The sequence below is a fragment of the Pseudoalteromonas piscicida genome, from assembly GCF_002744175.1.
In the GTDB taxonomy this organism is placed as follows: Bacteria; Pseudomonadota; Gammaproteobacteria; order Enterobacterales; family Alteromonadaceae; genus Pseudoalteromonas; species Pseudoalteromonas piscicida_B.
In genome coordinates this window covers 38,461-60,819 of the sequence record NZ_NKHF01000076.1, presented here as the reverse complement: position 1 = coordinate 60,819, position 22,359 = coordinate 38,461, and the positions used below count along the sequence as shown (strand labels likewise).

The following is a 22,359-nucleotide window of genomic DNA, read 5'->3' as shown; positions in this document are numbered from 1 at the left end:
AGGGTTATGCCGAAATAGTCGCTGAATTAGCTAAGTGATCTAGATTTGAACAAGAGGGCCGTACGAATATCGTTTCTGCTGCTAGAAACGGGCGCCTTGATAGCGCCCTGGATGTGATCTAAATTGGCTGACACAGAATATTGAACGGCCTTTAGTCGAATGGTATCAAACCATTGGCACGGGTGTTGTTTTACTTTGCGATTTAATTATTGAAGATATTGTTGTTCTAAGAAATTTTCAAAAGCAAAATTACACTCAATAAAAATGCCATTTAGCCCATCTTCTCGACCAGCTAAGTAGGCTTGCATAAATATGGCTCTAATTAGCCCCACATCTAAATCTTCCCTCCGAGTAATACCACTTTCTTCGCTCCTTTCTATACTATTTTTCATACTATTTTCCATACTACTTTTTTTTTATAAAACTGAAGTAAACGACATGATTAAGCCAGAACAAAACCTTGTAAGTTTTGCACTAATAAAAATAACACAAGTGATACACTGGTTGCATGTTATTATTGATTATATCTTATTATTTAAAATAAGTTTACATAAATCACCGCGAATTCAAGTCCAAAGTGCACTTGCAATACTCGCTAAATTAGGCTGCTTTGCGAATATCACCGCAGGTCGCCTAAACCCGAGACATATTCATGCTCGCAAAACTCACTCCCGTTGTCTGTGGTTATCGTATGAACATGGCGTCGATAGCGCCATTACGTGCCTATCATCGCTCTGCTCACTTGCGCTGCACTTTTTGCTATCAGGTAAAACTTACTTGTACGTTCGACTAAACTAACGATTGCACCCATACCATGTTTGCCAAGTACTGTATCCACTTCCCAATCACCAAACCGTGTTTTAGTGTCAACAATCGCAGGCCTATGCTCAATGCTAACTCGATTTGGGATGACGACACGTTTGCTTCGGCAGTCTTTACAATAACATCTGTGCCCTTGTCGCAGATGTTTGTAAAGTTTGCCGCCACTCAATTTATCTGTTATTCGGAATAGTGAATCGGAAAAGCATCCACTTACAGAGTAGGTTTGTATTTATCAGAATGATAAAAGATTTAAACTCGAAATAGAGCTAAATAATCTAAGGTTCTGACAATTAATGCCTTTCTATCATCCAGCATTAGCGCTAACTGCGTTGAATCCGTAAATTCGCCCTGGACAAGGATGTAGGCACCAGGGCGGTAGCAGGGCGCGAGAGCGAAGTTATCCCCAAAACTCTCTGGCTAGATAAGGAAATAATTTAATGTGATTTTAAAAGTAATGAATTAGCTCGTTTTTTATTCAAACCTCAAGTTAAATAGAGAGGTCGCTGGTGGGAAGCCAATTCGGGCATTTCCACGAAACAGTGCACTTACTACTATGAGTTGACGAACTTATCGAGTTGTAAAGGTAATGTACTAGTTTGATTACCGAGAGCCCTTAAGCAACATTATGTTCTGTTGAGCCTTTTCTATTGCTAGGGACTTCCTGTATTTAGCACCGTCATTTCAAAGGGGTGTCATAAAAAGAGGTTGTATATCCAATTGCCACTTAATTATTACTTTGTGGGTTTTTAGAGTAAGCGTAAAAAGTACAAAAAGAACGGCTTAACTGCACTGTTTTTTTCGTTGTATTGTAGGTAGACTGCTAATACCACTTTCAATTTTTTCATTAATATTTACAGGCACTTAAGTTTGAAGTTTCAAGAGCTCAAGCATGGTCAATATCTCAAAAGGATGATTTGGCAGCAGTTTGGTGGCGGTAACAAATCCTCACGAGAACAAGGCTTAAACCAGTACCGCGCCGAGCTAGAAAGTGAGGCAGAAGCGTTACTTGAAAAATGCCAAAGTGTAAAAACCGTTAAGCAGTTACAACTGTATTTAAGAGAGCGTGTTATTGCTGCTCGCTTTGAAGAGACGTTTTATAGGTGACTATGTCAGCTAAATAGCCATCTATAAAACGTACTGTGTTAAACGTATTGAAATCTAAGTTTAACATTGGTTTTCAATGTTAAAAAATAATTGCGTTTGTTTGTTTTGTTTTTTATTTTTGTATGGTAGATTTTAGATGCTCTTGATTTTAAGAGCTTTTCTAAAAAAATAAATGTATAAAGGAATAATATACAATGAAAGTATTAAACAAAGTTTTGGGCGCTACGGTATTGGCTTTCGGTTTATCTGCGGGTGCTGCTTCTGCAGCTGAGGTAACCATTACTGAAGTAGATTATGGCAGTGTTGTTATTCAAACAGCTGATGTTGTGTTAAACCACAGCCAAGCTGGCACTTTCTCTATGAATGTGAGTGAAAACCATGTGTCGATTAACGCCGAAGACTCAAATGGACGCAAATTTCGCTGTACAATGAATGGTGCTGTGACTTACAGCAAACCTAACATTCTGGAAAAGGTAACAAACATGGCTGCAACTGTCTCTGCAGGTGATAGAGTGCAGTTTGAAGTGCAGAAAAATGTACTGCCTCAAGTTTGTCACGTTAAAAAAATCTTACGATTTTAATTATTGATATGCTGTAATGGGAAGTGAGCACACTTTCCATTACTTTAGTGATTTATATTATCCTTACCAACTGGCTTCATGTTAACTCGATAAACCCACCTTCAGAATTACGACAGCAGAAATTGCATTGCGTTCCAAAACTGTTTACACTTGCCGCGATTCTAACCATCCATTCACTGTAGAGGAGAAAAAACATGACAAATACAACTTTATCCTTTGCAGGTCTTTCTCTGTAATTCGCGAGCGCGAATAAATATTTCCTAGCTTGCGAAAGCTGTATTTAGCGATTTTATGTTACCTATGTAACCTAACATTTGACTGCTATAACTAAGCCATTCTAGACCTGCCAATACACAATTATTTTTAAACCTCATTGAAAGGTATTGGTAACTATGGGCAGATCCGTCCAACACATTTCTGATCGCGTGTGTCTATTTGCATCTCAAGACACTTGGATTGAAGGCGCTGCGATCCAACAACTTACAAAAACCGCTGAACTAGCCAGTATGCATCGCGTTGCAGGTATGCCTGACTTGCACCCAGGGCGTGGCTATCCAATCGGCGCGGCATTTTTTAGCATAGGCCGACTGTATCCTGCATTAGTCGGAAACGATATTGGCTGTGGCATGGCACTGTGGCAAACCACCACAAAGGTTGCCAAAGTTAATGTCGATAAGTTTGCTAAACGGCTAGAAGATATAGAGCAGCCGCTCGATGCCAGTTGGCAAGAGACTGTTCAAGCTGAAATGACACATCGTGATATTTCAGCTGGATTATTTGAAAGTGCACTGGGTACGATTGGCGGCGGTAATCACTTTGCCGAGTTTCAAGCGGTGGAACGTGTTTATAATGAAACCGCGTTTACTGCGCTTGGTCTTGACAAAAAGTATTTACAGCTGCTGGTACATTCGGGCTCGCGTGGGCTTGGGCAAGCCATTTTAGTCGACCATATTGCGCGTTTTAATCATGATGGCTTGCTGGCTGAAGCGGCTCAAGAGAGTGAAAGTTCACGCTATTTGGCACGTCATGATGAAGCGGTGCGTTGGGCTGAATTAAACCGCTTTTTGATTGCAAAAAGATTTCTCTCAGCCATTCGTAGCGATGGCGAATGTACGCTAGATGTTAATCACAATCTTGTGTGCCCAAAAGTTATAGATGGCCGCGCTGGTTGGCTGCATCGTAAAGGTGCGACCCCAAGTGACAAAGGTGCAGTCGTGATCCCCGGTTCACGAGGAGACTATAGCTATTTGGTTCAGCCTATAAACAATGCGCCTGCGTTAACGGCCAGTTTATATTCTTTGGCTCATGGTGCTGGTCGAAAGTGGAAGCGAGGTGACTGCCAAAGCCGCTTGAGTCACAAATATAAACGTGAAGATCTTTATCGCACAGCATTGGGGAGTCGTGTGATCTGTGGCAATAAGGAGTTGCTGTACGATGAAGCGCCGCAGGCCTATAAAAAGTGTGAAACCATTGTCAGTGATTTGGTTGACGCTGGATTGATAGAAGTGATCGCCATATTGCGTCCGGTACTGACATTTAAAACCAACGGGAGCTGTTCATCATGATCTTGTTGCAACTTTCAGCCGGTCAAGGCCCCGCAGAGTGCGGGAAAGCCGTTGCATTGGCGCTCAACTTAGTCGATCAACAAGCTAAAGCAATAGGTGCAGAGTTTACCGTGCTAGCGCAAGAAATGCATGAACACAAAGGCTGCATGAAATCCGTATTGCTACAGCTTTCGAGTGATGCAAAAGCGCTTGCCGAGTATTGGCATGGTCCGCAGTTGTGGGTGTGCCAGAGCCCATTTCGTGCCAAACATAGACGGAAAAATTGGTTCTTTAGCGGCAGCATGGCCGAGATAGATGAAGTCGCAATGGCATCCGATATTCGCTATCAAACTTGTCGCGCGTCAGGCGCTGGTGGGCAGCATGTGAATACCACAGACTCAGCGGTACGAGCGACGCATATTGCATCAGGGTTGAGTGTGCGAGTGGAGAGTGAGCGCAGTCAGCATGCAAACAAACGCGTTGCAAAGGCGTTATTGCTACAGAAATTGGCTGCGCAGGCAGATGCTGAGGAAATGGCTCGTGATAAAGCAAGGTGGCAGCAGCACCAGGCGCTACAACGCGGTAATCCTAAAAATACTTTTAAAGGAAACCAGTTCAGCCCAACGGTGCCATTTAATATAGGAGCTCTGCATGACAACTAATGTGTTATTCATCTGTAGTCGCAACCAATGGCGCAGTCCAACCGCTGAGCGTATCTGGAAAAATCGTCCGGGTATTAATAAGATTGTAGGGAAGAGGATAGAGCAATGTAATTCCATCGGGAACAAGCAATTGAGAACACAATAAGTCGTTTTGTCGCTATTAAAAGGCTGGCAGCGTGGGTAAAGCTTGAACTCCATGCCTGACAGCCTGAGCAGCTATGAGCTAATGGTGCTTTTAAATAGTGCATTAAGCTCGCGGTAATCGGTTTTCATTTGTTTCTCTTTAGCTCGGTAATCTGCAAGGCGGTCGAGTTCAGACTCGATAAATTGGCTTATTACAGGCACAGCTGGAATGATTTGTTTCTCTAAGCTTACTTTTTTCCGTTCAAGTAGGTCCGCAATTGCATCGTTTAGCGCCGTATTATCTGCAATTAGTTGGCGTAATGTCTCAAATTCTATAGGTGCTGGTGTGGCATATTTTTCTAGCCACATAATGGCTAACAAAGGCCTAAGAACATAAAAGTACTTTTTTAGCGGTACGGTTTCTCTCTTTAAGTATTCGCGATAGTTACCTTGCGCCATATGTAAATAGTGATAAATACCGCTATTTGGAGACATAATTTGAGGCATTAACTGTTTTGCTTTTGCCGAGAATACGCCATCATCAACATAAACGATAGGTGATTGTAACCACTCAATAAAAGCAGGGTTTGACTTTCTAAAAAGCTTTAATGCCTTTCTTACATCCCAGCCATTAATATCAATCTCATCAACAATAGGGTATTCAATGACATCACGTTTTTCTTCGACATCAAGGGTGAGATACCACTCTTTTGGATGCGCATAAATAAACCGCACGTCGTAATCACTATTTGGGCTGGCAAAACCCCAGGCGCGGCTGCCTGATTCAACGGCATACAATACCTTTACACCATGCTCTTGTTCTGCGGCACGGATCCGTTTAAGTATTTCTGCTTTGATATCGGCTGCTATTGGTTCTAGCTCACTGTTATTTGTCATCATTAATTTCCTACCACGCGAATATCCCATTGTGTTTCTGTGCGCTGAGTTACTGCAAATTTAACGTCCATAAATAGCTCAATGACGGTTATGTTGGTTAGTGTGTGCAAGCTTGGTTTAGTGGTGGTGAACTGGCCGCTGTGCGCTATAGCCATAGGTAGCAATAACTGATCTGCTAAGTGTTCTTCCACCGCGGCTTCTGATTTTAAAAATTGCTTCACTTCGGCTGCGCAACGTTTGGCAACGCGTTCGGCTGACACGCCATATTCGCCTTGCTGCTCAAACAAACTCGTGTGCGAGCCGTGGTCGATCATCAGCTGTAGCGAGTTGCCCGGTCCCGGTGTGACTGCGCTTGCGACGGTGGTTTTTGCGCCAAACCAATTGAGCTCCTTTTTTGCTTTAGTCACTTCTCGCTCGCCAATATGTTCAGGTAACTTACTGACTAAAGCAGTGATTGCACATTGTTCAGCGGTAATCTGGCTGTTACTCGCCGAGAGCTCTGGAAGCGCGTTGAGTGCCTTGGTTGGGTGTATCGTCAATGTCCATTTTCCTCCACCGGCTGGATAAAACCCAAGCTTTTCAGTCTCAATTTGGCAATCAATACCCATCTTTTTTAAGATTGGTAAATAAGAGCGCGTTAAAAAGCATAAAGAAGGAGACATGCCGTTGTGCGTCCCGCCTTCAAAGGTGATTTGAGACTGCTCAGAAGCCATTGCCAATACGGGTAAAATGGTTTGGCAAACCAATACAGTGCTACCAGCCGTACCTATAGCAAAGTGATAGTTCCCAGCTTTAATTTTACCGGGTGTGAAGCGAATGCGAGCAGAGCCAAGCGCTGCCCCTTCTATTTTTGCATCACAGATCTGTTGTGCGGCCAGTACACAAGTAAGGTGTTGGCGTAGTAAGCCGGGCTTATTACGGTTGGCTCTAATGTTGATCAGCTCTATTGGCTGACCGGTTAAAATCGATAGGGTTAAGGAGGTGCGTAATACTTGTCCGCCTCCTTCTCCTTGTGCGCCATCTATAACTAAATATGACATGTTCTATACTTATCCTTTTACGCACACAATCTGTTTCAGCGTGTGTACGACTTCTACTAAATCTTGTTGTGCCGCCATGACCTTTTCAATGTCTTTATACGCATGAGGGATTTCGTCAATAACGGCTTCATCTTTGCGGCATTCTACCCCTTCAGTTGCAGCGATTTGATCTTTCACGTTAAATACTTTTTTGGCTTTAGTACGCGACATGATGCGCCCTGCGCCATGGCTACAACTATTAAAGCTATCGGGATTGCCAAGTCCTCTTACAATAAATGAACGTGCGCCCATGCTGCCTGGAATAATCCCCATTTCGCCTTTCTGTGCACGTACTGCGCCTTTGCGCGTGACGTAGCAGTCTTTACCAAAATGGTGCTCGCGAGAAATATAATTATGGTGGCAGTTTACGGCCATTTCTGCGGTTGTAAATGGCGTTGAGATCTGCGACCTTAAAGCTTTTATCGCGTTAAACATCATGATTTCACGATTTTTAGCGGCAAAATCCTGCGCCCATTCAACCGCTTCAACGTAATCATCAAAGTAGTCACTTCCTTCTTTTAGATAGGCTAAGTCCATATCTGGAAGGTGAATTTGATGACGTTGCATTTCCTGCTTAGCCAGCTCTATAAAGTAGGTGCCAATTCGATTACCAACGCCTCGGCTGCCTGAGTGCAGCATAATCCACACCGCGTTATTCTCATCCAAGCAAAGCTCTAAAAAGTGGTTGCCTGTTCCCATTGTACCAAGATGGTTCACATGATTACTTTTTTTGATAGCGGGATGCTTGGCGCAAATTTTCTCAAATCTTAATACTAGCTTTTGCCATTCAGAAGCAACAATATCGGGGATGTTATGCCAAGCTCCTCGGTCACGCTTTCCACGTTTTCCTCCGGTACGACCATGTGGCACAGCCGCTTCAAATGCATGGCGAATACTAGCCAAATTATCTGGTAGCTGGTTGGCTGTGAGTGACGTTTTGGTGGCAACCATGCCGCAGCCAATATCTACCCCTACCGCTGCGGGGATCACTGCATCTACCGAGGGGATCACGCTACCAATCGTTGCGCCTTTGCCCATATGCACATCGGGCATCACCGCAATATGCGAATGGATCAACGGCAAGCTGGCAATATTATTAAGCTGTTGCTGCGCCTCTATTTCAAAAGGTACGCCTTGCGTCCATGCCTTTATGGGCACGTTTCCGTCATTATTGATGGTGTTGTAGTTACTACACATATTTGTTCCTTATGCTGTCGTTATTTTTCTTTTTATCGTTAGACAATTTTGACTGTGTTATTCATCAGGCCTTCTAAGCCGCCGTAAACAGTCAGGTTTTCAATTTTGTCTGCGACCTTTTCTAATGCCTCAAGCTCCTTCAAGCGCAGTAATGTTGGGTTGTTTTCCATCACTTTTGCGGTGTTATGCAGGCTCCGTGTCGCCGCGGTTTCTTCGCGCCTTTTAATTACATTGGCTTCAGCTGCCTTCTGCGCTTCAACCACTTGATTTAAAATGGCTTTAATTTCTCCAGGCAGAATAATGTCTTTCACGCCGACGCTTTGTAAAGATACGCCAATGCCTGCCAGTGACGCAGTCACAAGTTCTCTCACGGTTTCATTGATATATAACTTATCCAATAAGATATCATCCAATGATTTGGTTCCTACCGCTTCACGCAAGGCCAATTGCAGCGTTTTATATATGTATTCGTCGACTTTCTCCACGCTTTGTGCGAGCAATTCGGCATCTTCAATTTTGATCCCTGCCGTTAAATTTATTCGCAAACTCACGCGGTCTTTGCTCAAAATTTCTTGGCCAGATATTTCCAGTAGTTGTGCTCGGGTATCAAACGATTTTAACGTGATGCTGTGGTTAAATTGCCAAAATGCGTGTTGTCCAGGCGCTAAGCGTCTAACAAAACGACCATCAATATAGAGTAATCCCACATGCTCCGCGGCCACGCTCAGGTCGGCAATGGGCTTCATCGCAACGGTACGATCGCTTCTTATTAATCTTGAAGCCGCGTTTGCACCCGCTCGGTTGATTAAAAATAGCGTGCGTTCATCAAGCTCTATGTGGTTATCAATGGCGATCCGTTCAAGCCGAATTTCACCAGCGTCTTTCCACAAATATAGGTGCTCACTCGGTGCTACAATGCCGCGGAGTAAGTCATCTATGTACAGCAGGCCAACTTCGTTACTGTCTAGTTTCCAGTGGCTTATATGTTCCTCAAGCATTGGGTTATTGCGATATAACCGTTCCGCATTTGGCTCAGAAAAATATAAGGCGTTGATATCAAAAGTGCGAAACGAAAGGGTATTTTGCACATCCCAAAAAGCGTGTTTCCCCGGCGTTAATACCTGCATGAGTTGCTGCTCTTTGAATACAAATGTTCTTGCGTTTTCTGCGACACTGATTGTTTTTCTTAACATGTTTGTTTTCCTTTATGGTTTGTTAGTAAGGGTCGCTAGCTTGAGCGGTAACGGCGCTATGTTTAGTGACTGGAAGTGGCGTCCTGCCTATGCCAATCCGGCGACATGTTGCGGTTATCAGTCAGCGGCCATGACGGCTTACTAACAATATGTATTTACGTATATTTATGAGTTTTTTGGGTGGGATTCGAACCCACAACAAGCGAACTAATGTTCACGGCTCTACCATTGAGCTACCAAGGTTTAAGATGGGATTTGAACCCATGACCGACGAAATCGTGTTTCGTTGCTCTACCAGACTGAGCTACTTAAATTATTGTGTGGTTAGGCATACGCAGTCACAGTGTTCAGCGCACCGGAGTGAGGATTGAGTCACTTCCACATAACCAGACAGCCTATAGATATCAAGCTATGTGCCAACAACGAGAAGTAATTAAAAATAAAGTTTCAACCTGTTGTTTTTATTTGCTTATTTTTTGTTTTTAGCCGTGATTTGTGAAATTGATAGAGATTTTAAAAACATCCAAATATAATTATATAGATATTAATCTATCTATATGGATATGGCTTTGAAAAAGACAGTAGCGGTAAGTTTGATTGGTACTCAGCTCGACTTTGTTGGCAAGCGAGTGGATAGGTGGGCACGTTGGCGGCCCAATGTAAGCCTTTGTAGCCAACCGGATCTGGTCATTGATGAGCTGCATTTATTACACGACAATCACAGTACACGGCTAGCCAACAATGTGGCGGTTGATATTGAAAGTGTGTCGCCTGAGTCGACAGTTACATTACACAACATCAACTTCAGCAACCCGTGGGACTTTGAGGAGGTGTACGCCAAACTTTTCGATTGGTGCCAAGCCCAAGTGTTTGATACCGATAAATGTGACTATTTATTTCATATCACCACTGGTACTCATGTGGTACAGATCTGCAGTTTTTTATTAACTGAGAGCCGCCACTTTCCAGGCCGCTTGGTGCAAACTTCTCCAGACAACAGCAATAAAAACAAATCGGTAGGGCAGGTTCAAATTATCGATTTAGACCTATCCAAATACGACCAGCTAGCTACTCGATTCGACAGTGAACATCTTGAGGGCAAAGCGTTTTTAAAAGGGGGGATCCAAACTAACAATGAGGCGTTCAACCAACTGATCACCCAAGTTGAAAAGGTGGCAATACGCGCTAAAGATCCCATGCTGTTAACTGGGCCCACTGGTGCGGGGAAAAGCCAGTTGGCAACACGTATTTTTCAACTAAAGAAAAAACGGGCAATGCTGGCCGGAGAATTTGTTTCGGTGAACTGCGCCACGCTCAAGGGCGAAAATGCCATGGCTGCATTGTTTGGTCATACTAAGGGGGCATTCACAGGGGCACAACAAGCGCGAGACGGGTATTTACGCACCGCTAACCAAGGCGTGTTGTTTTTAGATGAAATCGGTGAGCTAGGTCTTGAAGAGCAGGCCATGCTATTGCATGCAATAGAAAATAAGTCGTTTCATCCGGTCGGTAGCGATCAACCCATAACCAGTGACTTTCAGTTAATTGCAGGAACCAATCGCGACTTGTTTAAAGAGGTCAGTAAAGGCCGATTTCGAGAAGACCTACTCGCACGGATCAACCTATGGACATATCGATTACCAGCGCTAAAAGACCGAAAGGAAGATATTCCAGCTAATATAGATTACGAGATAGACCTGTATGCGCAAAAAATGGGTGAAAGGGTACGCTTTAATAAAGAAGCAAAAATGTTATTTGAACGTTTTGCAATGTCGGAGCGAGCCTTGTGGTCAGGCAACTTTCGTGATTTAAGTTCGGCTATCACGCGCCTGTGTACTTTGGCAGACTCCTCTCGGATAGCGGTGAACGACGTAGAAGAAGAAATTCAGCGGCTTGAGCAAAACTGGTATGCAGGAGAGCAAGTTTCTGGAGATGAAAATCTAGATAAGTACCTATCCAAAGCACAACTTGCCGAGTTGGATACGTTTGATATAAACCAGCTAAATTTTGTGCTCACTGTCTGTGCTCGTCACGCCAGTATGGCAGCTGCAGGTAGAGAGCTATTTAATGTGAGCCGCACCAAAAAGTCACAGGTGAATGACTCCACAAGACTGCAAAAATATCTCGCTAAATTTGGCCTTAGTTGGCGTCAAATACACGGCTAACCCTGAGCGCTTCTTCACTGCTTATGAAGAAGCGCTTAACTTCTTAACAGTGCAAGCTAAAGTGGTTGGATGGCGATAATATCTACCGCTTTTGCCAGCCACTCTTGATACAGTGCAAATACCTGTTTGGTGTAAGCTTGCTGGTGATGAAAATCGAATGCGGCTTGATCGATGAAACGCTCAACTAAAGTGAGCTGGGTACGGTTGTCACTCTCATAAAGTTCAAAGCGTAAACATCCTGCTTCTGCTCGAGTGGCGGGTACGATCCCTTGGATTGCGGAAATACAATCTTGATAGTGCTCGGTTTTAGGTGTGATATGGGCGATAAAGTTGACGTTATTGTGGTTGTTGGCCATGGTATTTCTCCATAATGCGTTTAGTGACGGCGGTAACTGGGGCTGATAAAACATAGGCGGCGGTAAAAGAAGCCGGCCAAGCGTTGGCAAAGGCATGTGCCCATCGCGTGGCAAAGTCCATCACTAATCCCAAGTTGATGTACGTGACCCATCCAGACACCATAAACGACAGGCACAATGACAGCAGTAATGTAAAAATGAGTTTTTGCATGTTTCCTCCTCTAGCTGTTGGTATGATTGTAGGGAATTGCCAGCCGATCAGAATGGTAGAAATGGAAAGCTAAGATTGCGGAGATAACCATGCTAGATGACTTAAGACTCTTTGTTGAGGTAAGCCGCCGAGGAAGTTTTGCCAAGGCGGCAGAAGACCTTGGCATAGGCGCGCCGACCTTATCTAAGCGGATGTTAGCGCTGGAAGAGAAGCTCGGTTATCCGCTTTTACTGCGTAGCGCCAGAGGACTTACATTAACGAATCATGGTCAGGCGGTGGTGGATAAAATGGCGGAGTCTTTGCTCGCCTTGCAAGCGCAAAGTGAGGCGTTATCAACACTAGAAGCGTCCACTTTCCACCTATTATGCCCGCAAAACCTAATGATTGGTCCTTTGTATAATGCGCTGCAATCGTTTCAGGCCCAGCATCCTGAGATCCAATTGCATGTGGAGCCCGCCAATAGTGTGGCTTTACTCAGTCAAAAGCGATTTGATTTAACCGTGCGAGTTGGGGAGCTGGATGATTCAAGTGTCTATCAAAAACGGCTGGGTCAAATCGTGGTAAGAGCGGTGGTAGCCAAGGAGATCGCGACTACACAAACCTTGTTTTTGCCCTTTAAAGCATCGCAACTGCCCGCAACCGATGAGTGGCAAGCACTGCTGGCGCAGTTTAGTCACGTCTCTTATGTGGGTGATATTACCTTAGTGCGTAAATTGGTAGGCTCGGCTAACGGTGCGGGGGTATTACCGATGACAGAAATAGCAGCGTTGGCAGCGCAATCGCAAACCGCATTTAGCTATATCGGTGACTGCCAATTTACTCGCAGCATCTACGCGCTTTGGCCAAACCAACGAACCCCACCGACTTACACCAGAGATTTTATTGAATTACTGCAAATGCGGTGTCAGGAGCTCGATTATTTGCAAGGGGGCGTTTTAGCTCTGTAATGAATACCGCACAGTCGCATTTATCCTAAACTCAGATTTCGCTCAAAATGCACAATATCGACATCAGGCTTTAGTTTATAGAGCTGTGCTAAACGTCCCCCTGACTTGACCTTTTCATCTAGTGCTTCAAACATATTTGAGGCTTCAATACGTCTTACCAAGCTCTTGCGCTGAATGGGCTTGGCGATAATGGCTTCGATGGCGGTTTTGAGTTGTCCAATGGTAAATTGATCAGGTAAGCAATAAACCGGGATCATGGAATATAACGCTTTTTGCTGCAACCTTGTTTTGGCCTTTTCAATAATCTGCTTATGATCAAAAGCCACGGCGAGATCTGGGATCTCGCTAAGATCCACCCATCTCACATCATCTACCGAATCTATTTGTGTTGCTACTTGCTGAGGTGAAATCAGGGCGTAATAAACCAAGGTGACACTAAAGCCTCGCGGATCACGGTTGATCCCAGAAAAGGCCTGAAGTTGTTCTAGGTATTGTGGGGCAACACTGGTTTTCTCTTTGATCTTACGCAGCGCGCTCATATCCGTGTTGTCATCCAGCTCAACATCAACAAACCCTCCAGGTAATCCCCAGCGGCCTTTGAACGGCGCATGGGGGCGTTTGGTGAGGAGGACTTTTAAGCTACCTTGCCAAATTGTAAATAACACACTGTCTACTGAAAAAAGAGGCGGGTGAAACTGGGTTAAATTGTGTTCTGAGCTCATTGGTTTTTTAGTTAATGTCTTTTGGACACAATAAACGATTGTTTAGGTTAAAGCAAAACAAAGGTTTCAATGTTAATAAGAGGAGTATATTGTCCCTATGACACTATCTTGGTTTTTGATCAAAATTTGTGTTGTTGTGCATTTGTGTCTTTGTGACACTATTAATTTTGAGTTGCAAAGGTTGCTATTTTGAGTTTGCAAGTAATGTAAAAGTCCTTTTATTTTAAATGGTTATAGTGGCTGGAAGGGATAGGGAGCGGATGCTGTTTTATTATGCGATAGTTAAAAGCGGTATCGGTAGAGGTAAGTATGACGTTCCTTAACGAGTAAGGCTGTGGCATAGTAAAGTCACTTAAATTATTAGCTGAAAGATCACCCTGCAACGTGGCTACAAATGTCCCTCGTCATGCGGAGGTGCTGTGGTTATAAAGCGGCTTTAAGAATCTCAGCATTAACTCGTTAAATTAATCTCAACAATGTCTAACCAATATACCGTTTTATATGTAGAAGATGACCCAAGCAGTGCCGAGATCTTACGCTTATATCTGGCACAAGCGGATATGCAGGTTGTCCATTTCGATAACGCCCCAGATGCTCATAGAGCGCTGCAAAATCTAACATTTCAGCTCGCTATTTTAGATGTCATGCTACCCGGTGGTGACGGCCGTGATCTGTTAAAAGAAACCGTTGCGCGCAATATACCTACCATTATGGTGACCGCCAAAGTGTCTGAAACCGACCGCCTTGCGGGATTTGATCTCGGTGCGGATGATTATGTTTGTAAGCCTTATAGTCCAAGAGAGGTCATTTCACGAGCAAAGGCTCTATGTAAGCGTAGTTATTGCGGCCAGCAGAGTACTGCTTTGTTGTTTGATGGCTTAAGTATCAACCTTGAGAGCAAATCCGTAACGGTAACACAGCAAACACCAGCGTTAACGGCTGTGGAGTTCGAGTTATTACTGACCATGGCCAAGCAGCCTCAACAAGTATTTAGCCGAGCGCAATTAATTGAACAGGTGTGGGGAGGTGATGCGCCTATTACGGACCGAGCTGTCGATACTCATTTAGCTAACTTGCGTAAAAAGCTAGGTGATAGCAAAGCAGAGCCCAAGTTTATCGCTACTCGTTACGGTCAGGGCTATCAGTTTATCGCGCGTAAGGTATCGCTATGAAACTAAAAACCAAATTTACCTTACTTGTGGCGCTTTGCACCTTTGCGCTACTCGGGAGCTTTTATCAACTATCTAAAAACTCAGCCGAGCGCACTTTTTTAGCCTTTAATAAGCAAAGTGCGGTGACGTTTGGTCATGCATTACTTGATGATGATTTAGTGGAAGAAGCATTGGCTGGCAACACGTTTACAAGTCCAGAAGCGACGCTCACGTTTTTAGCATCGACCTTTCCTGAACAGCTATTTATTTGGCGGGACGCCAACTTAACAGCGAGTGAAAAAACGCTCGACCCAACGCTCACTATCGATTACGAGCAGGTCAAATCCGGTCATCAATTTTCAATTCATCATCCCGGTGTTGCAGCCTTTGTGGTGCAATTTAATGAAGTGCAGCATGAACTGTCGCAAAATGAAGAGTTGTTTTGGCTCCCTAAGGTACTGCTAGATAGATCGTTTGAAAAGGAAGCGCTACAGCAAGCGATGCTGGATGATTTTATGGTTGCTTTGGTTATTCTCTCGATTATAGCTGCATTACTTGCTTGGCTGGGCTCGTGGTACTTTTTGTCGCCACTTAAACAGCTTAAACGTAGCTTTAAGGCGATAGAGTCGGGCGAGTTAGACACTCGCTTGGCGCTGAAGCGCCATGATGAAGTGGGTGAAATCATCAATAGTTTTAATAATCTTGCTGCGTGGTTACAAGGGTTACACCAGCAATATAAACAAATGAATTCCGACTTATCTCATGAGCTTAGAACACCACTAAATGGCATTCGTTCGCGCTTGGAAGCGATGGAAGATGGCATAGTCCCGATGGATAAGGCTCAGTTAGCGGTGATCACTCAAGACCTTCATAACGTCAATCGCATTATCGACGACCTGTGTTTATTGTCGTTAACTGAGTCAAAGCAACTGACTTTGTCACCGGCACGAGTGGACCTCTCGGAGTTGCTGGCATCACTTTTGGTGCGTTACCAAGCACAGGCAGAGGAACAGGGAGTTACTTTGGAAGCGGAGATTCAAGCGGGCGTAATCGTGACACTTGATGCCGGAAGAGTCAGGCAGATAGTGGTGAACTTGCTCGACAATGCATTTAAATACGGCGCAGATGGCGGCATTGTGACGCTGCATCTAGATTACCAAAACAATGAGCTGGTTATCACTGTCACTGATCGCGGTCAGGGCATGTCGCCCACTCAATTAGAGCAAGTGTTTGAGCGCTTTTATCGTGTTCAGGCGTCACGCCATGATACATCTAGCTTAGGACTTGGCTTGCCAATTTGCCGTCAACTTGCCGAGCTGATGGGTGCGACATTGACCGCGACTAGTACTGAAAATCAAGGGGCGAGCTTTTCGCTCAGATTTTCTCAACTAACTTGATAATTGCTTGACAATTGCTCGGCATAGTTAGCTCAACAAAAACATCAACAGTTTGAGAGCAAGATTATGAGAGCAATTATTTTATCAGCATTAGTATGTACTACCGTTGGTTGTGGGAGCACTGCGTCTATTGAGCCTGAGTCACTAACCTTACCAATGAAATACACCGTGAAGGGCCACGCCTATGTGATGACAGCGCTTAATCATCAGATCACGCATCCCATGATTTTAGATACTGCCGCGAACGTTGGTATTTTGCCCTTAGACATGAAAGCAAAATTAGCCTTGCCAGAAGACAAAATAAGTACAATGAAGGTGCAAGGGGCCAATGGTAATTCAGAACTGGAATTGACAAAAATAGAGCACACGAGTGTGGGGCACTTTGCAATTGAGTCGCTGCCTTATGTATTTAAAGATATGGATAACTTAGAGGTGGAAGGCGTCCTGCCTGGCATTTTGGGGCATGGATATATGTCGCAATATTGTAATGTGTTTGATTTTAAAAATAATGCGTTTAGTTTGTATCAAGGAGATTGCCCAAGTAGTGTGACACAAGGTCTACAAAGTGCGCGTTTTACGATAGACGACGACTTTATCAAACTCACAGCAAGTTTTAATGGTGAACGGGTGGATGCGTTACTAGATACCGGCGCTCCAACTAATTACGTCAACTCACATTTGGCAAATAAGCTATCTTTGACGCTTGGTAAAGAAGACATCAGCCGAGGCCTGAATGGTATAGAAAACAAAAAGGTGGCCATAGAATCACTGCGTTTTAGCTTAGGTGGCAAGGAAATCATCAATACCGAAAGTCACTTATCGGATATGCCTGTGTTTGAGGGACTCGGATATAAAGATGAGCCATTTATCCTCCTTGGTTTAAGTAACTTTAACGATGACAAGCTAGTTATCGACTACGCTGAGAACAAAATTTACTTTTGATATATCGAATAAAGTCCAGTAGTGATAGACACGGTGCTCAAAGTGGCCGTGTCTATCATCTCTAGATGGTCTCTTAAGCCATTACATTTATTTTTGGGTCAAGCAAATCAGCCATTTTGCCAAAAAATAGAAGTGGATCTGACATAATACGTTCTTCCAATGTTGTATAGTCTTGACCAAAACCATCAGGGCTAAACTTTCTGGAATACCTCTCTGTTAAGTCGTTGAGTTGTATTGCGCCTTGAAGATCTTTCTCCGTAATAGATTGGTTTTCTGACGTTCTGTAATGCAATACGCTAACTAGGCCTTTATGTACTTGAGAAAACGCATCTTTTAGAGTCTGGTTCTCATTGAGCTGTGCTTCTAGTTCTTCGCGTTGTGAGCCTGATAAGTTACCACCGACCAATGCTAAGCTACCATCGTCCGCTTGTGTTAGGTCTAAAGAATCCATATTTAAATGCGGGTTACTTGCTTTTTGTTGCTCTTTGAAGCGTGCAAACTCATCGACACTGGTGAGGAGTGCTTGCTGTGTTTTTTCAAACTCTTTGGTGTATTTAGCAAACGCCTCTTCTCCTTCTCTTTTTAAACGGGCGTCTGCTTCTGGTGAGATATCTGAAGTAGCAAGGCTTATTGTTAAGTTGCTGTCAGTATAGCCACTGGGGGCTTCTGGTACGACACGATGGTCTTTTAGCTGCTCTGTTGCTGCCTTATTCGGGGTGATCTTGCCTTCATTTGAATTTACAGCAAAACGGTTTATCTCCACCATAGGTATTCCTTCCTTAGCTGGTTAGATTGATATCATCATATTGATTAAAGTTAAACCAATATTGGGTGTTTTTCAACTTGTCCGAGTTTAGTGTATTGCTTTGAAAACACTATTGTTTGTTGTGGTTTTTTACATTATGATAAATTTTATTGCAAAAGTTAAGCAATAATTTAACCTCATGAAAGGACATCATTAGATGAAAAATAAACTACTTCTGCTATCCGCTGTGGCAACGGCAATCTCTTTATCTTGCTCGGTTGCTGCGACTCCGTCTCAACTTTCCGTTCAAGCCGAACAGCCTGTCACAGTTTATGATTTACCTGGCACATATTTCGATACTCATGACATTCGCGCTGACGAAGAGTTAAAACTAGATAAAAACTTTCCATTTCAGATCCGCCAACCTGGATTTAACTCGGTAGCGAAATCACAACTATTTTTACAATCAGAAACTGTTAATGCTGAATCCGAGCCAACTCCTGCACAACGAAGTGGGTGTCCAGACCTTCCATTAGATAATGGTGTGTATGTTAATTTCACTGAGCAAGGTCAGATCCGTTGCTATAGCACAGAAGTGACCGAGCCGACTAAAATCGAAGGACTTTTAAATAACATTCCCACGGGAGTTGATTATAACTTGTACCTCTTCAAGCTGGAAGATGACAATAGCTTCACAGCATTGGATTTAGGTAATTCTACGACTGCACAATCAGAGCGTGTGGTGCAAAAGGTGGATGCTGGTGTTTATATTCTTGCTGCCGAAGCTGTGACAGGATTCAGCGAAGAGCAGAGCATCATGGGATGGTTTAGTCATACCGAGTTTGACCAGCAAGAGTCAAACGATAAACCTGGACAGGCGACTATATTACCTGCTAATGGAACAATTTCAGGTAATATTGATAACCAGAATGATCTTGATTACTTTGTTTACCAAGTAGGTGAGGAGCAAGAGCAAATTACCCTGAGTTTTAGCGCGAGCGAGCAGTTTATCCTTGAGTTATGGAATGGCTCTGGTTGGGCGAAAGTGCCAAATAACAATATTGTTAATATTAATACCACGAAAGGCTCTAATGCAATCTTCCTAGTACGTGGCGATAGTGCAAACCAGCCACCAACGGCTGCACAATATGCATTCACGATTGCAGATGCAAATGCTGCAACCAAGATCTCTACAATCCATACATGGAATAATGAACAGCTGACAAATTTATTGTCTGCTAGCTTGTTAGAAGCCCATCAAGAAATCGGTATGTCTGCAACGGCTGTAAACGATGCAGGAGAACCTGTACCTTTCGCTTTAATAGGGTTGGATGCAATTGACCACACAGGAAGAATTGGCTCGAGTGTTTTACGTGCTGATGCCAATGGAAAGTTCTCGACAACGGTTGCCTTGCCTGATTGTGATGGCACAATGGAAGTGACTCGTGAAAATAGAGTGACACGCGGAACGCCGACAAATCCAGAACTGTTATGGGAAATTAAATTTGACCCAGCAAACTATCGATACATGTTATTGGATCCAAGCGGTTCGCCAAAGTATACGTTTGCACATGAGTTTGCACATATCTGTAAAGAAAAGATAATTGAAAGCTGTTATTGGGATAGAGACTTTAGCAGTGGTGAAAATAAGTACATCTGTAATAGATACTAATTCACCTAATTATTTGCGACTGAGTTAGTGAGGAGAGGTTATGACCTCTCCTTTTTTATATTAGGTTATTCGCTTTCTAATCCTTCTAGCTGTAAACCTATTTGCGTACTGATCACCCCAGGCTGAGCGCGCAATAAGGTGTTTAATGCGCTAAGATCAGTTTGTGCATCGGCATGTCTGTAGATAGCACGGTTATCTCTAACATAGCTGAGTATCAGCTGGTTGTCGCTTGCAAAAGTGCTAGCGTTTACAACCGCAAAGTGCTCAACAATAATCTCACCCGTGACTGTATAGCGTTCACCTGTGATAGGTGATTGTAATTGCAGGCCTTTAACCAAAGTTGTGTTATCGCTACCTAGAGACACAAACGATTGGTTGTTAATGCTAATCTCTGCGCCTTGTGGCGCTTCCGTTAACTCGACTAATGCGTCCGTTGCAAGTGCTTGGCCACTAAGTAGTAATGCAGTTAAAACGATTGCTTTCATTGTTATTCTCCTTAGTTATGACCAATAAAACGAATTTGCCAAGATGTTAGCGTACCATCTTGCTCGTTGTTTCTATGTACAGCACGAATATCTTCGGCACCGCTGCGTGGATCAAAGACAAATGCTTCATCTTCTCCTTGCGTGTCAATTAAGCGAATAGTCCATTGGCCTTGTGCTGATTCACCGTAAAAGTGATGTGACAGCATCTGCATGTTATTGAAGCCATTGAGGCCCCCAATAGTTCCGGTTCTTGGCGTCATTAGCACACTTCGGGTTCCAGACGGTGAGATAAGCTCAATTGCTACATCTCTTGTACTGGTGTGATCCGCGGTCACACGAACTTGTACTGCTTCAATGGTGACATCGTTGTCAATCTGTACCGAGTTTTCCACACCTGCTGGATTAGCATCAGGGATTGCGACATTAGCATCAATTTGTTGCCATGGAGTAATCGTAAATTGACCGCGATCGGCGTTATAAAATCTAGCCATATTCACTGCTGCATCAACGTCAATGGCACCAAACCCATAGAAAGTATGGAAGTGATAACCGGCAGCATTAGTTTGCCATGTTGGGATAGCATCATACACTTGTGCTTCACCTGCGGCGTTGTTGAAATTGAGGGTGACGCCAGGGTTATCAGCATCAATTTTACGAGCGGTAGAAGCAAGGATGTGCCTTACATCGCGCCAAGTTAATGCAGGATTTGCAGACATAATGAGCGCAATTGCACCTGTGGTGTTTGGTGCTGCAGACGAGGTGCCATTCATCGTCGCGTTATAGTCACAGTTAGGGTCAAGTGGGTGTCCACCATGTAGGTTATTGCGCAGGTTAGCTGGGTTTCTTCCCCAGTCACAGCCACTGATATCGGTTGAGATAATTGCAGGCGTAGTGGAGCCATATTCGCCGCCAGGCGCACTAACAAACACGCTTGAGCCTACGGTTGAATACGAAGAGCGCTGCCCATCGGCGTTGTACGCTGACACCACTAGGTTCCAGTAGCTCGTATCAATGCGCTCGAGGTTCACGTTTTGCATCGGGAGTCCATGGTTATTATTGGCAAACCAAAGGTAACCAGGTCCAAGTCCGCGGGCATTAAAGCTTTGTACTTGATAACCATTTCCCGCCGATTTTACAAATATTGCGCCACGGCCGCTATGGCTTGTAGTGGTGATTTCTTGTTGCGCATCTTCATAGGTTTGTAGCCAAGGTGATAACTCGTAATCAAAGCTTTGTGGTGATGACAAAGTGCGACCATAGCTTTGATTGAATACTCGTGGAAAGTCAAAAGAAGCTTTATTAAAGCCGTCTGAGTACATACCGTGAGATTGTAGCCAATTCTCCATATTGCCATTTTTAAGATAATTAAATCCGACTAAACCTGCACGCGGTGCGACACCTCGCCACCAATACCGTTAAATGCGGTTGCGGCGATAATGCCTGCAACTCCGGTTCCATGACTATCGCCGCTGTTGGCCGGTTTTAAGTCAGGTGAGTTGGTTAGAAAATCCCATGAACCGGGTTTGACGTTATCAATGAGATCGGGGTGGGTTAGCTCTACCCCGCCATCGATCACAGCTGTGGTTACACCTGTCCCCATAATGCCGAGTGCATGCGTTAGACTAAGGTTTAAATCTTCTCCAGCGACACCTCCACGAGCAGAAAATGCATCCTGCCCTGTATTTTTAAGGTGCCATTGTTGATCGACGAGTGGATCACCCGGAAATAGAGGGTATTCCTGTTGGGCATGTGTGGTGCCAGCCATTATGCCTAGCAAGGTAGCTAGATAAGTTATTTTTATTTTCATGGTATCTCAACTTGTTGTTGTTTCTTATACAAGAACAAAAGATATACCGTAAAAAGGTACTTATGTAAACTTTTTGGTTTTGCTTGTTTAAATATTGTTTTTATTTTGTGCTGATAGGAGGCGAGGATGGGCGAGAAAAGATGTAGCTTAATACGGCAGCTTCAATAATGGCGACCATATAAACCACCCAGACCGGCGCGGCACTAAAACTAAGCGCAATCAGTCCAATAGCCATGCCGACCACAGCGCCAATTTTACCTTTTACAGGAATAACCTGATATTGCCGCCATGCAACAAGGCTTGGTCCAAATTTAGGGTGTGTCAGCAGCCAGCTTTCTAGTTTGGGAGACGAGCGCGTAAAACAGGCCAATGCCAGAATAAAAAATATGGTCGTTGGCATCACCGGCAGTGCCATGCCAATAAAACCCAACCCAACAAATAAGATACCGGCAACATGCAGCCAAAAGCAGCGATTAAATAAGGGGACTTTATTTTTCGGTATCGGCATTCTCATTTCTCTGCAGCGCAGGCCTCTCAAGGGGTGGCCAGCTATTGGT

Annotated in this window: 22 protein-coding genes, 1 tRNA gene and 2 pseudogenes; 10 read left to right on the top strand and 15 right to left on the bottom strand. The window is 44.0% G+C overall.

Annotated features, from left to right (window positions below; genetic code table 11):
* Positions 1 to 206: 206 nt before the first annotated feature.
* Positions 207 to 392: a hypothetical protein gene (locus CEX98_RS16365; RefSeq protein WP_099643099.1), complete on the bottom strand. Its 186-nt coding sequence runs from the start codon at positions 390 to 392 to the stop codon at positions 207 to 209.
* A gap of 248 nt (positions 393 to 640) precedes the next feature.
* Positions 641 to 997, bottom strand: a pseudogene (locus CEX98_RS16360) (IS30 family transposase); the annotation flags it as partial.
* A gap of 692 nt (positions 998 to 1,689) precedes the next feature.
* Between CEX98_RS16360 and CEX98_RS16355 the strand changes: the two are divergent.
* From CEX98_RS16355 to prfH, 4 genes are all read left to right on the top strand, one after another.
* The gene (locus CEX98_RS16355) at positions 1,690 to 1,926 is read left to right on the top strand and encodes a hypothetical protein (RefSeq protein WP_099643098.1); all 237 of its coding nucleotides are present in this window, start codon (positions 1,690 to 1,692) and stop codon (positions 1,924 to 1,926) included.
* 194 nt (positions 1,927 to 2,120) lie between these two features.
* Positions 2,121 to 2,507 carry a hypothetical protein gene (locus CEX98_RS16350; RefSeq protein WP_099643097.1) on the top strand — a complete coding sequence of 129 codons (387 nt, stop codon included), beginning with the start codon at positions 2,121 to 2,123 and terminating at the stop codon, positions 2,505 to 2,507.
* Positions 2,508 to 2,899: 392 nt separating this feature from the next.
* The gene (locus CEX98_RS16345; protein ID WP_099643096.1) at positions 2,900 to 4,072 is read left to right on the top strand and encodes an RNA ligase RtcB family protein; all 1,173 of its coding nucleotides are present in this window, start codon (positions 2,900 to 2,902) and stop codon (positions 4,070 to 4,072) included.
* Positions 4,069 to 4,713 (top strand): peptide chain release factor H, encoded by a 645-nt coding sequence (gene prfH, locus CEX98_RS16340; RefSeq protein WP_099643095.1) that lies wholly within the window; start codon positions 4,069 to 4,071, stop codon positions 4,711 to 4,713. Before CEX98_RS16345 ends, prfH begins: the two co-directional genes overlap by 4 nt.
* Positions 4,714 to 4,929: 216 nt before the next feature.
* On the opposite strand, the gene CEX98_RS16330 is transcribed toward prfH, so the two are convergent.
* From CEX98_RS16330 to CEX98_RS16305, 5 genes are all read right to left on the bottom strand, one after another.
* Positions 4,930 to 5,736: a nucleotidyltransferase domain-containing protein gene (locus tag CEX98_RS16330; RefSeq protein WP_197707204.1), complete on the bottom strand. Its 807-nt coding sequence runs from the start codon at positions 5,734 to 5,736 to the stop codon at positions 4,930 to 4,932.
* On the bottom strand, positions 5,736 to 6,773 hold the full coding sequence (rtcA, locus tag CEX98_RS16325) for an RNA 3'-terminal phosphate cyclase (protein WP_099643093.1): 1,038 nt from the start codon (positions 6,771 to 6,773) through the stop codon (positions 5,736 to 5,738). The genes CEX98_RS16330 and rtcA overlap by 1 nt, the downstream gene beginning before the upstream one ends.
* A gap of 9 nt (positions 6,774 to 6,782) precedes the next feature.
* On the bottom strand, positions 6,783 to 8,009 hold the full coding sequence (locus CEX98_RS16320; protein WP_099643092.1) for an RtcB family protein: 1,227 nt from the start codon (positions 8,007 to 8,009) through the stop codon (positions 6,783 to 6,785).
* Positions 8,010 to 8,047: 38 nt separating this feature from the next.
* A complete protein-coding gene (locus CEX98_RS16315) occupies positions 8,048 to 9,202 on the bottom strand; it encodes a slipin family protein (protein WP_099643091.1) in 1,155 nt (384 codons plus the stop codon).
* Between the two features lie 243 nt (positions 9,203 to 9,445).
* Positions 9,446 to 9,516: transfer RNA gene (locus CEX98_RS16305), tRNA-Arg, on the bottom strand.
* 255 nt (positions 9,517 to 9,771) lie between these two features.
* On the opposite strand from CEX98_RS16305, the gene rtcR reads away from it, so the two are divergent.
* Entirely contained in the window at positions 9,772 to 11,367 is a 1,596-nt protein-coding gene (gene rtcR, locus CEX98_RS16300) for an RNA repair transcriptional activator RtcR (RefSeq protein WP_172439788.1), read from the top strand.
* 56 nt (positions 11,368 to 11,423) lie between these two features.
* On the opposite strand, the gene CEX98_RS16295 is transcribed toward rtcR, so the two are convergent.
* Both CEX98_RS16295 and CEX98_RS16290 read right to left on the bottom strand, forming a co-directional pair.
* The gene (locus tag CEX98_RS16295; RefSeq protein ID WP_099643089.1) at positions 11,424 to 11,723 is read right to left on the bottom strand and encodes a putative quinol monooxygenase; all 300 of its coding nucleotides are present in this window, start codon (positions 11,721 to 11,723) and stop codon (positions 11,424 to 11,426) included.
* Positions 11,704 to 11,934 carry a DUF2798 domain-containing protein gene (locus CEX98_RS16290; RefSeq protein ID WP_099643088.1) on the bottom strand — a complete coding sequence of 77 codons (231 nt, stop codon included), beginning with the start codon at positions 11,932 to 11,934 and terminating at the stop codon, positions 11,704 to 11,706. Before CEX98_RS16290 ends, CEX98_RS16295 begins: the two co-directional genes overlap by 20 nt.
* A gap of 89 nt (positions 11,935 to 12,023) precedes the next feature.
* On the opposite strand from CEX98_RS16290, the gene CEX98_RS16285 reads away from it, so the two are divergent.
* Positions 12,024 to 12,881 carry a LysR family transcriptional regulator gene (locus tag CEX98_RS16285; RefSeq protein ID WP_099643087.1) on the top strand — a complete coding sequence of 286 codons (858 nt, stop codon included), beginning with the start codon at positions 12,024 to 12,026 and terminating at the stop codon, positions 12,879 to 12,881.
* A gap of 20 nt (positions 12,882 to 12,901) precedes the next feature.
* Here the strand turns inward: CEX98_RS16285 and CEX98_RS16280 are convergent, their stop codons facing one another.
* Positions 12,902 to 13,546, bottom strand: a complete 645-nt coding sequence (locus tag CEX98_RS16280) for an NUDIX hydrolase (protein ID WP_242441735.1) — start codon at positions 13,544 to 13,546, stop codon at positions 12,902 to 12,904.
* A gap of 533 nt (positions 13,547 to 14,079) precedes the next feature.
* Between CEX98_RS16280 and CEX98_RS16275 the strand changes: the two genes are divergently transcribed.
* From CEX98_RS16275 to CEX98_RS16265, 3 genes are all read left to right on the top strand, one after another.
* Positions 14,080 to 14,775 carry a response regulator transcription factor gene (locus tag CEX98_RS16275; RefSeq protein WP_099643085.1) on the top strand — a complete coding sequence of 232 codons (696 nt, stop codon included), beginning with the start codon at positions 14,080 to 14,082 and terminating at the stop codon, positions 14,773 to 14,775.
* Entirely contained in the window at positions 14,772 to 16,151 is a 1,380-nt protein-coding gene (locus CEX98_RS16270; RefSeq protein ID WP_099643084.1) for a sensor histidine kinase, read from the top strand. The genes CEX98_RS16275 and CEX98_RS16270 overlap by 4 nt, the downstream gene beginning before the upstream one ends.
* 66 nt (positions 16,152 to 16,217) lie before the next feature.
* On the top strand, positions 16,218 to 17,093 hold the full coding sequence (locus CEX98_RS16265) for a retropepsin-like aspartic protease (RefSeq protein ID WP_099643083.1): 876 nt from the start codon (positions 16,218 to 16,220) through the stop codon (positions 17,091 to 17,093).
* A gap of 73 nt (positions 17,094 to 17,166) precedes the next feature.
* Here the strand turns inward: CEX98_RS16265 and CEX98_RS16260 are convergent, their stop codons facing one another.
* The gene (locus CEX98_RS16260) at positions 17,167 to 17,859 is read right to left on the bottom strand and encodes a hypothetical protein (RefSeq protein ID WP_099643082.1); all 693 of its coding nucleotides are present in this window, start codon (positions 17,857 to 17,859) and stop codon (positions 17,167 to 17,169) included.
* A 196-nt stretch (positions 17,860 to 18,055) separates the two neighbouring features.
* Here CEX98_RS16260 and CEX98_RS16255 point away from each other — a divergent pair, with 196 nt between their 5' ends.
* Entirely contained in the window at positions 18,056 to 19,510 is a 1,455-nt protein-coding gene (locus CEX98_RS16255; protein WP_099643081.1) for a hypothetical protein, read from the top strand.
* A gap of 65 nt (positions 19,511 to 19,575) precedes the next feature.
* Here CEX98_RS16255 and CEX98_RS16250 read toward each other — a convergent pair whose 3' ends face one another.
* The 4 genes and pseudogenes from CEX98_RS16250 to CEX98_RS16240 form a co-directional block, all read right to left on the bottom strand.
* The gene (locus CEX98_RS16250; RefSeq protein WP_099643080.1) at positions 19,576 to 19,995 is read right to left on the bottom strand and encodes a hypothetical protein; all 420 of its coding nucleotides are present in this window, start codon (positions 19,993 to 19,995) and stop codon (positions 19,576 to 19,578) included.
* 11 nt (positions 19,996 to 20,006) lie between these two features.
* A complete protein-coding gene (locus CEX98_RS23565) occupies positions 20,007 to 20,486 on the bottom strand; it encodes a proprotein convertase P-domain-containing protein (RefSeq protein WP_242441737.1) in 480 nt (159 codons plus the stop codon).
* A gap of 87 nt (positions 20,487 to 20,573) precedes the next feature.
* Positions 20,574 to 21,595 (bottom strand): annotated as a pseudogene (locus CEX98_RS23560) (S8 family peptidase); the annotation flags it as partial.
* Positions 21,596 to 21,902: 307 nt separating this feature from the next.
* Entirely contained in the window at positions 21,903 to 22,310 is a 408-nt protein-coding gene (locus tag CEX98_RS16240) for a YbaN family protein (RefSeq protein ID WP_099643079.1), read from the bottom strand.
* Positions 22,311 to 22,359: the final 49 nt, after the last annotated feature.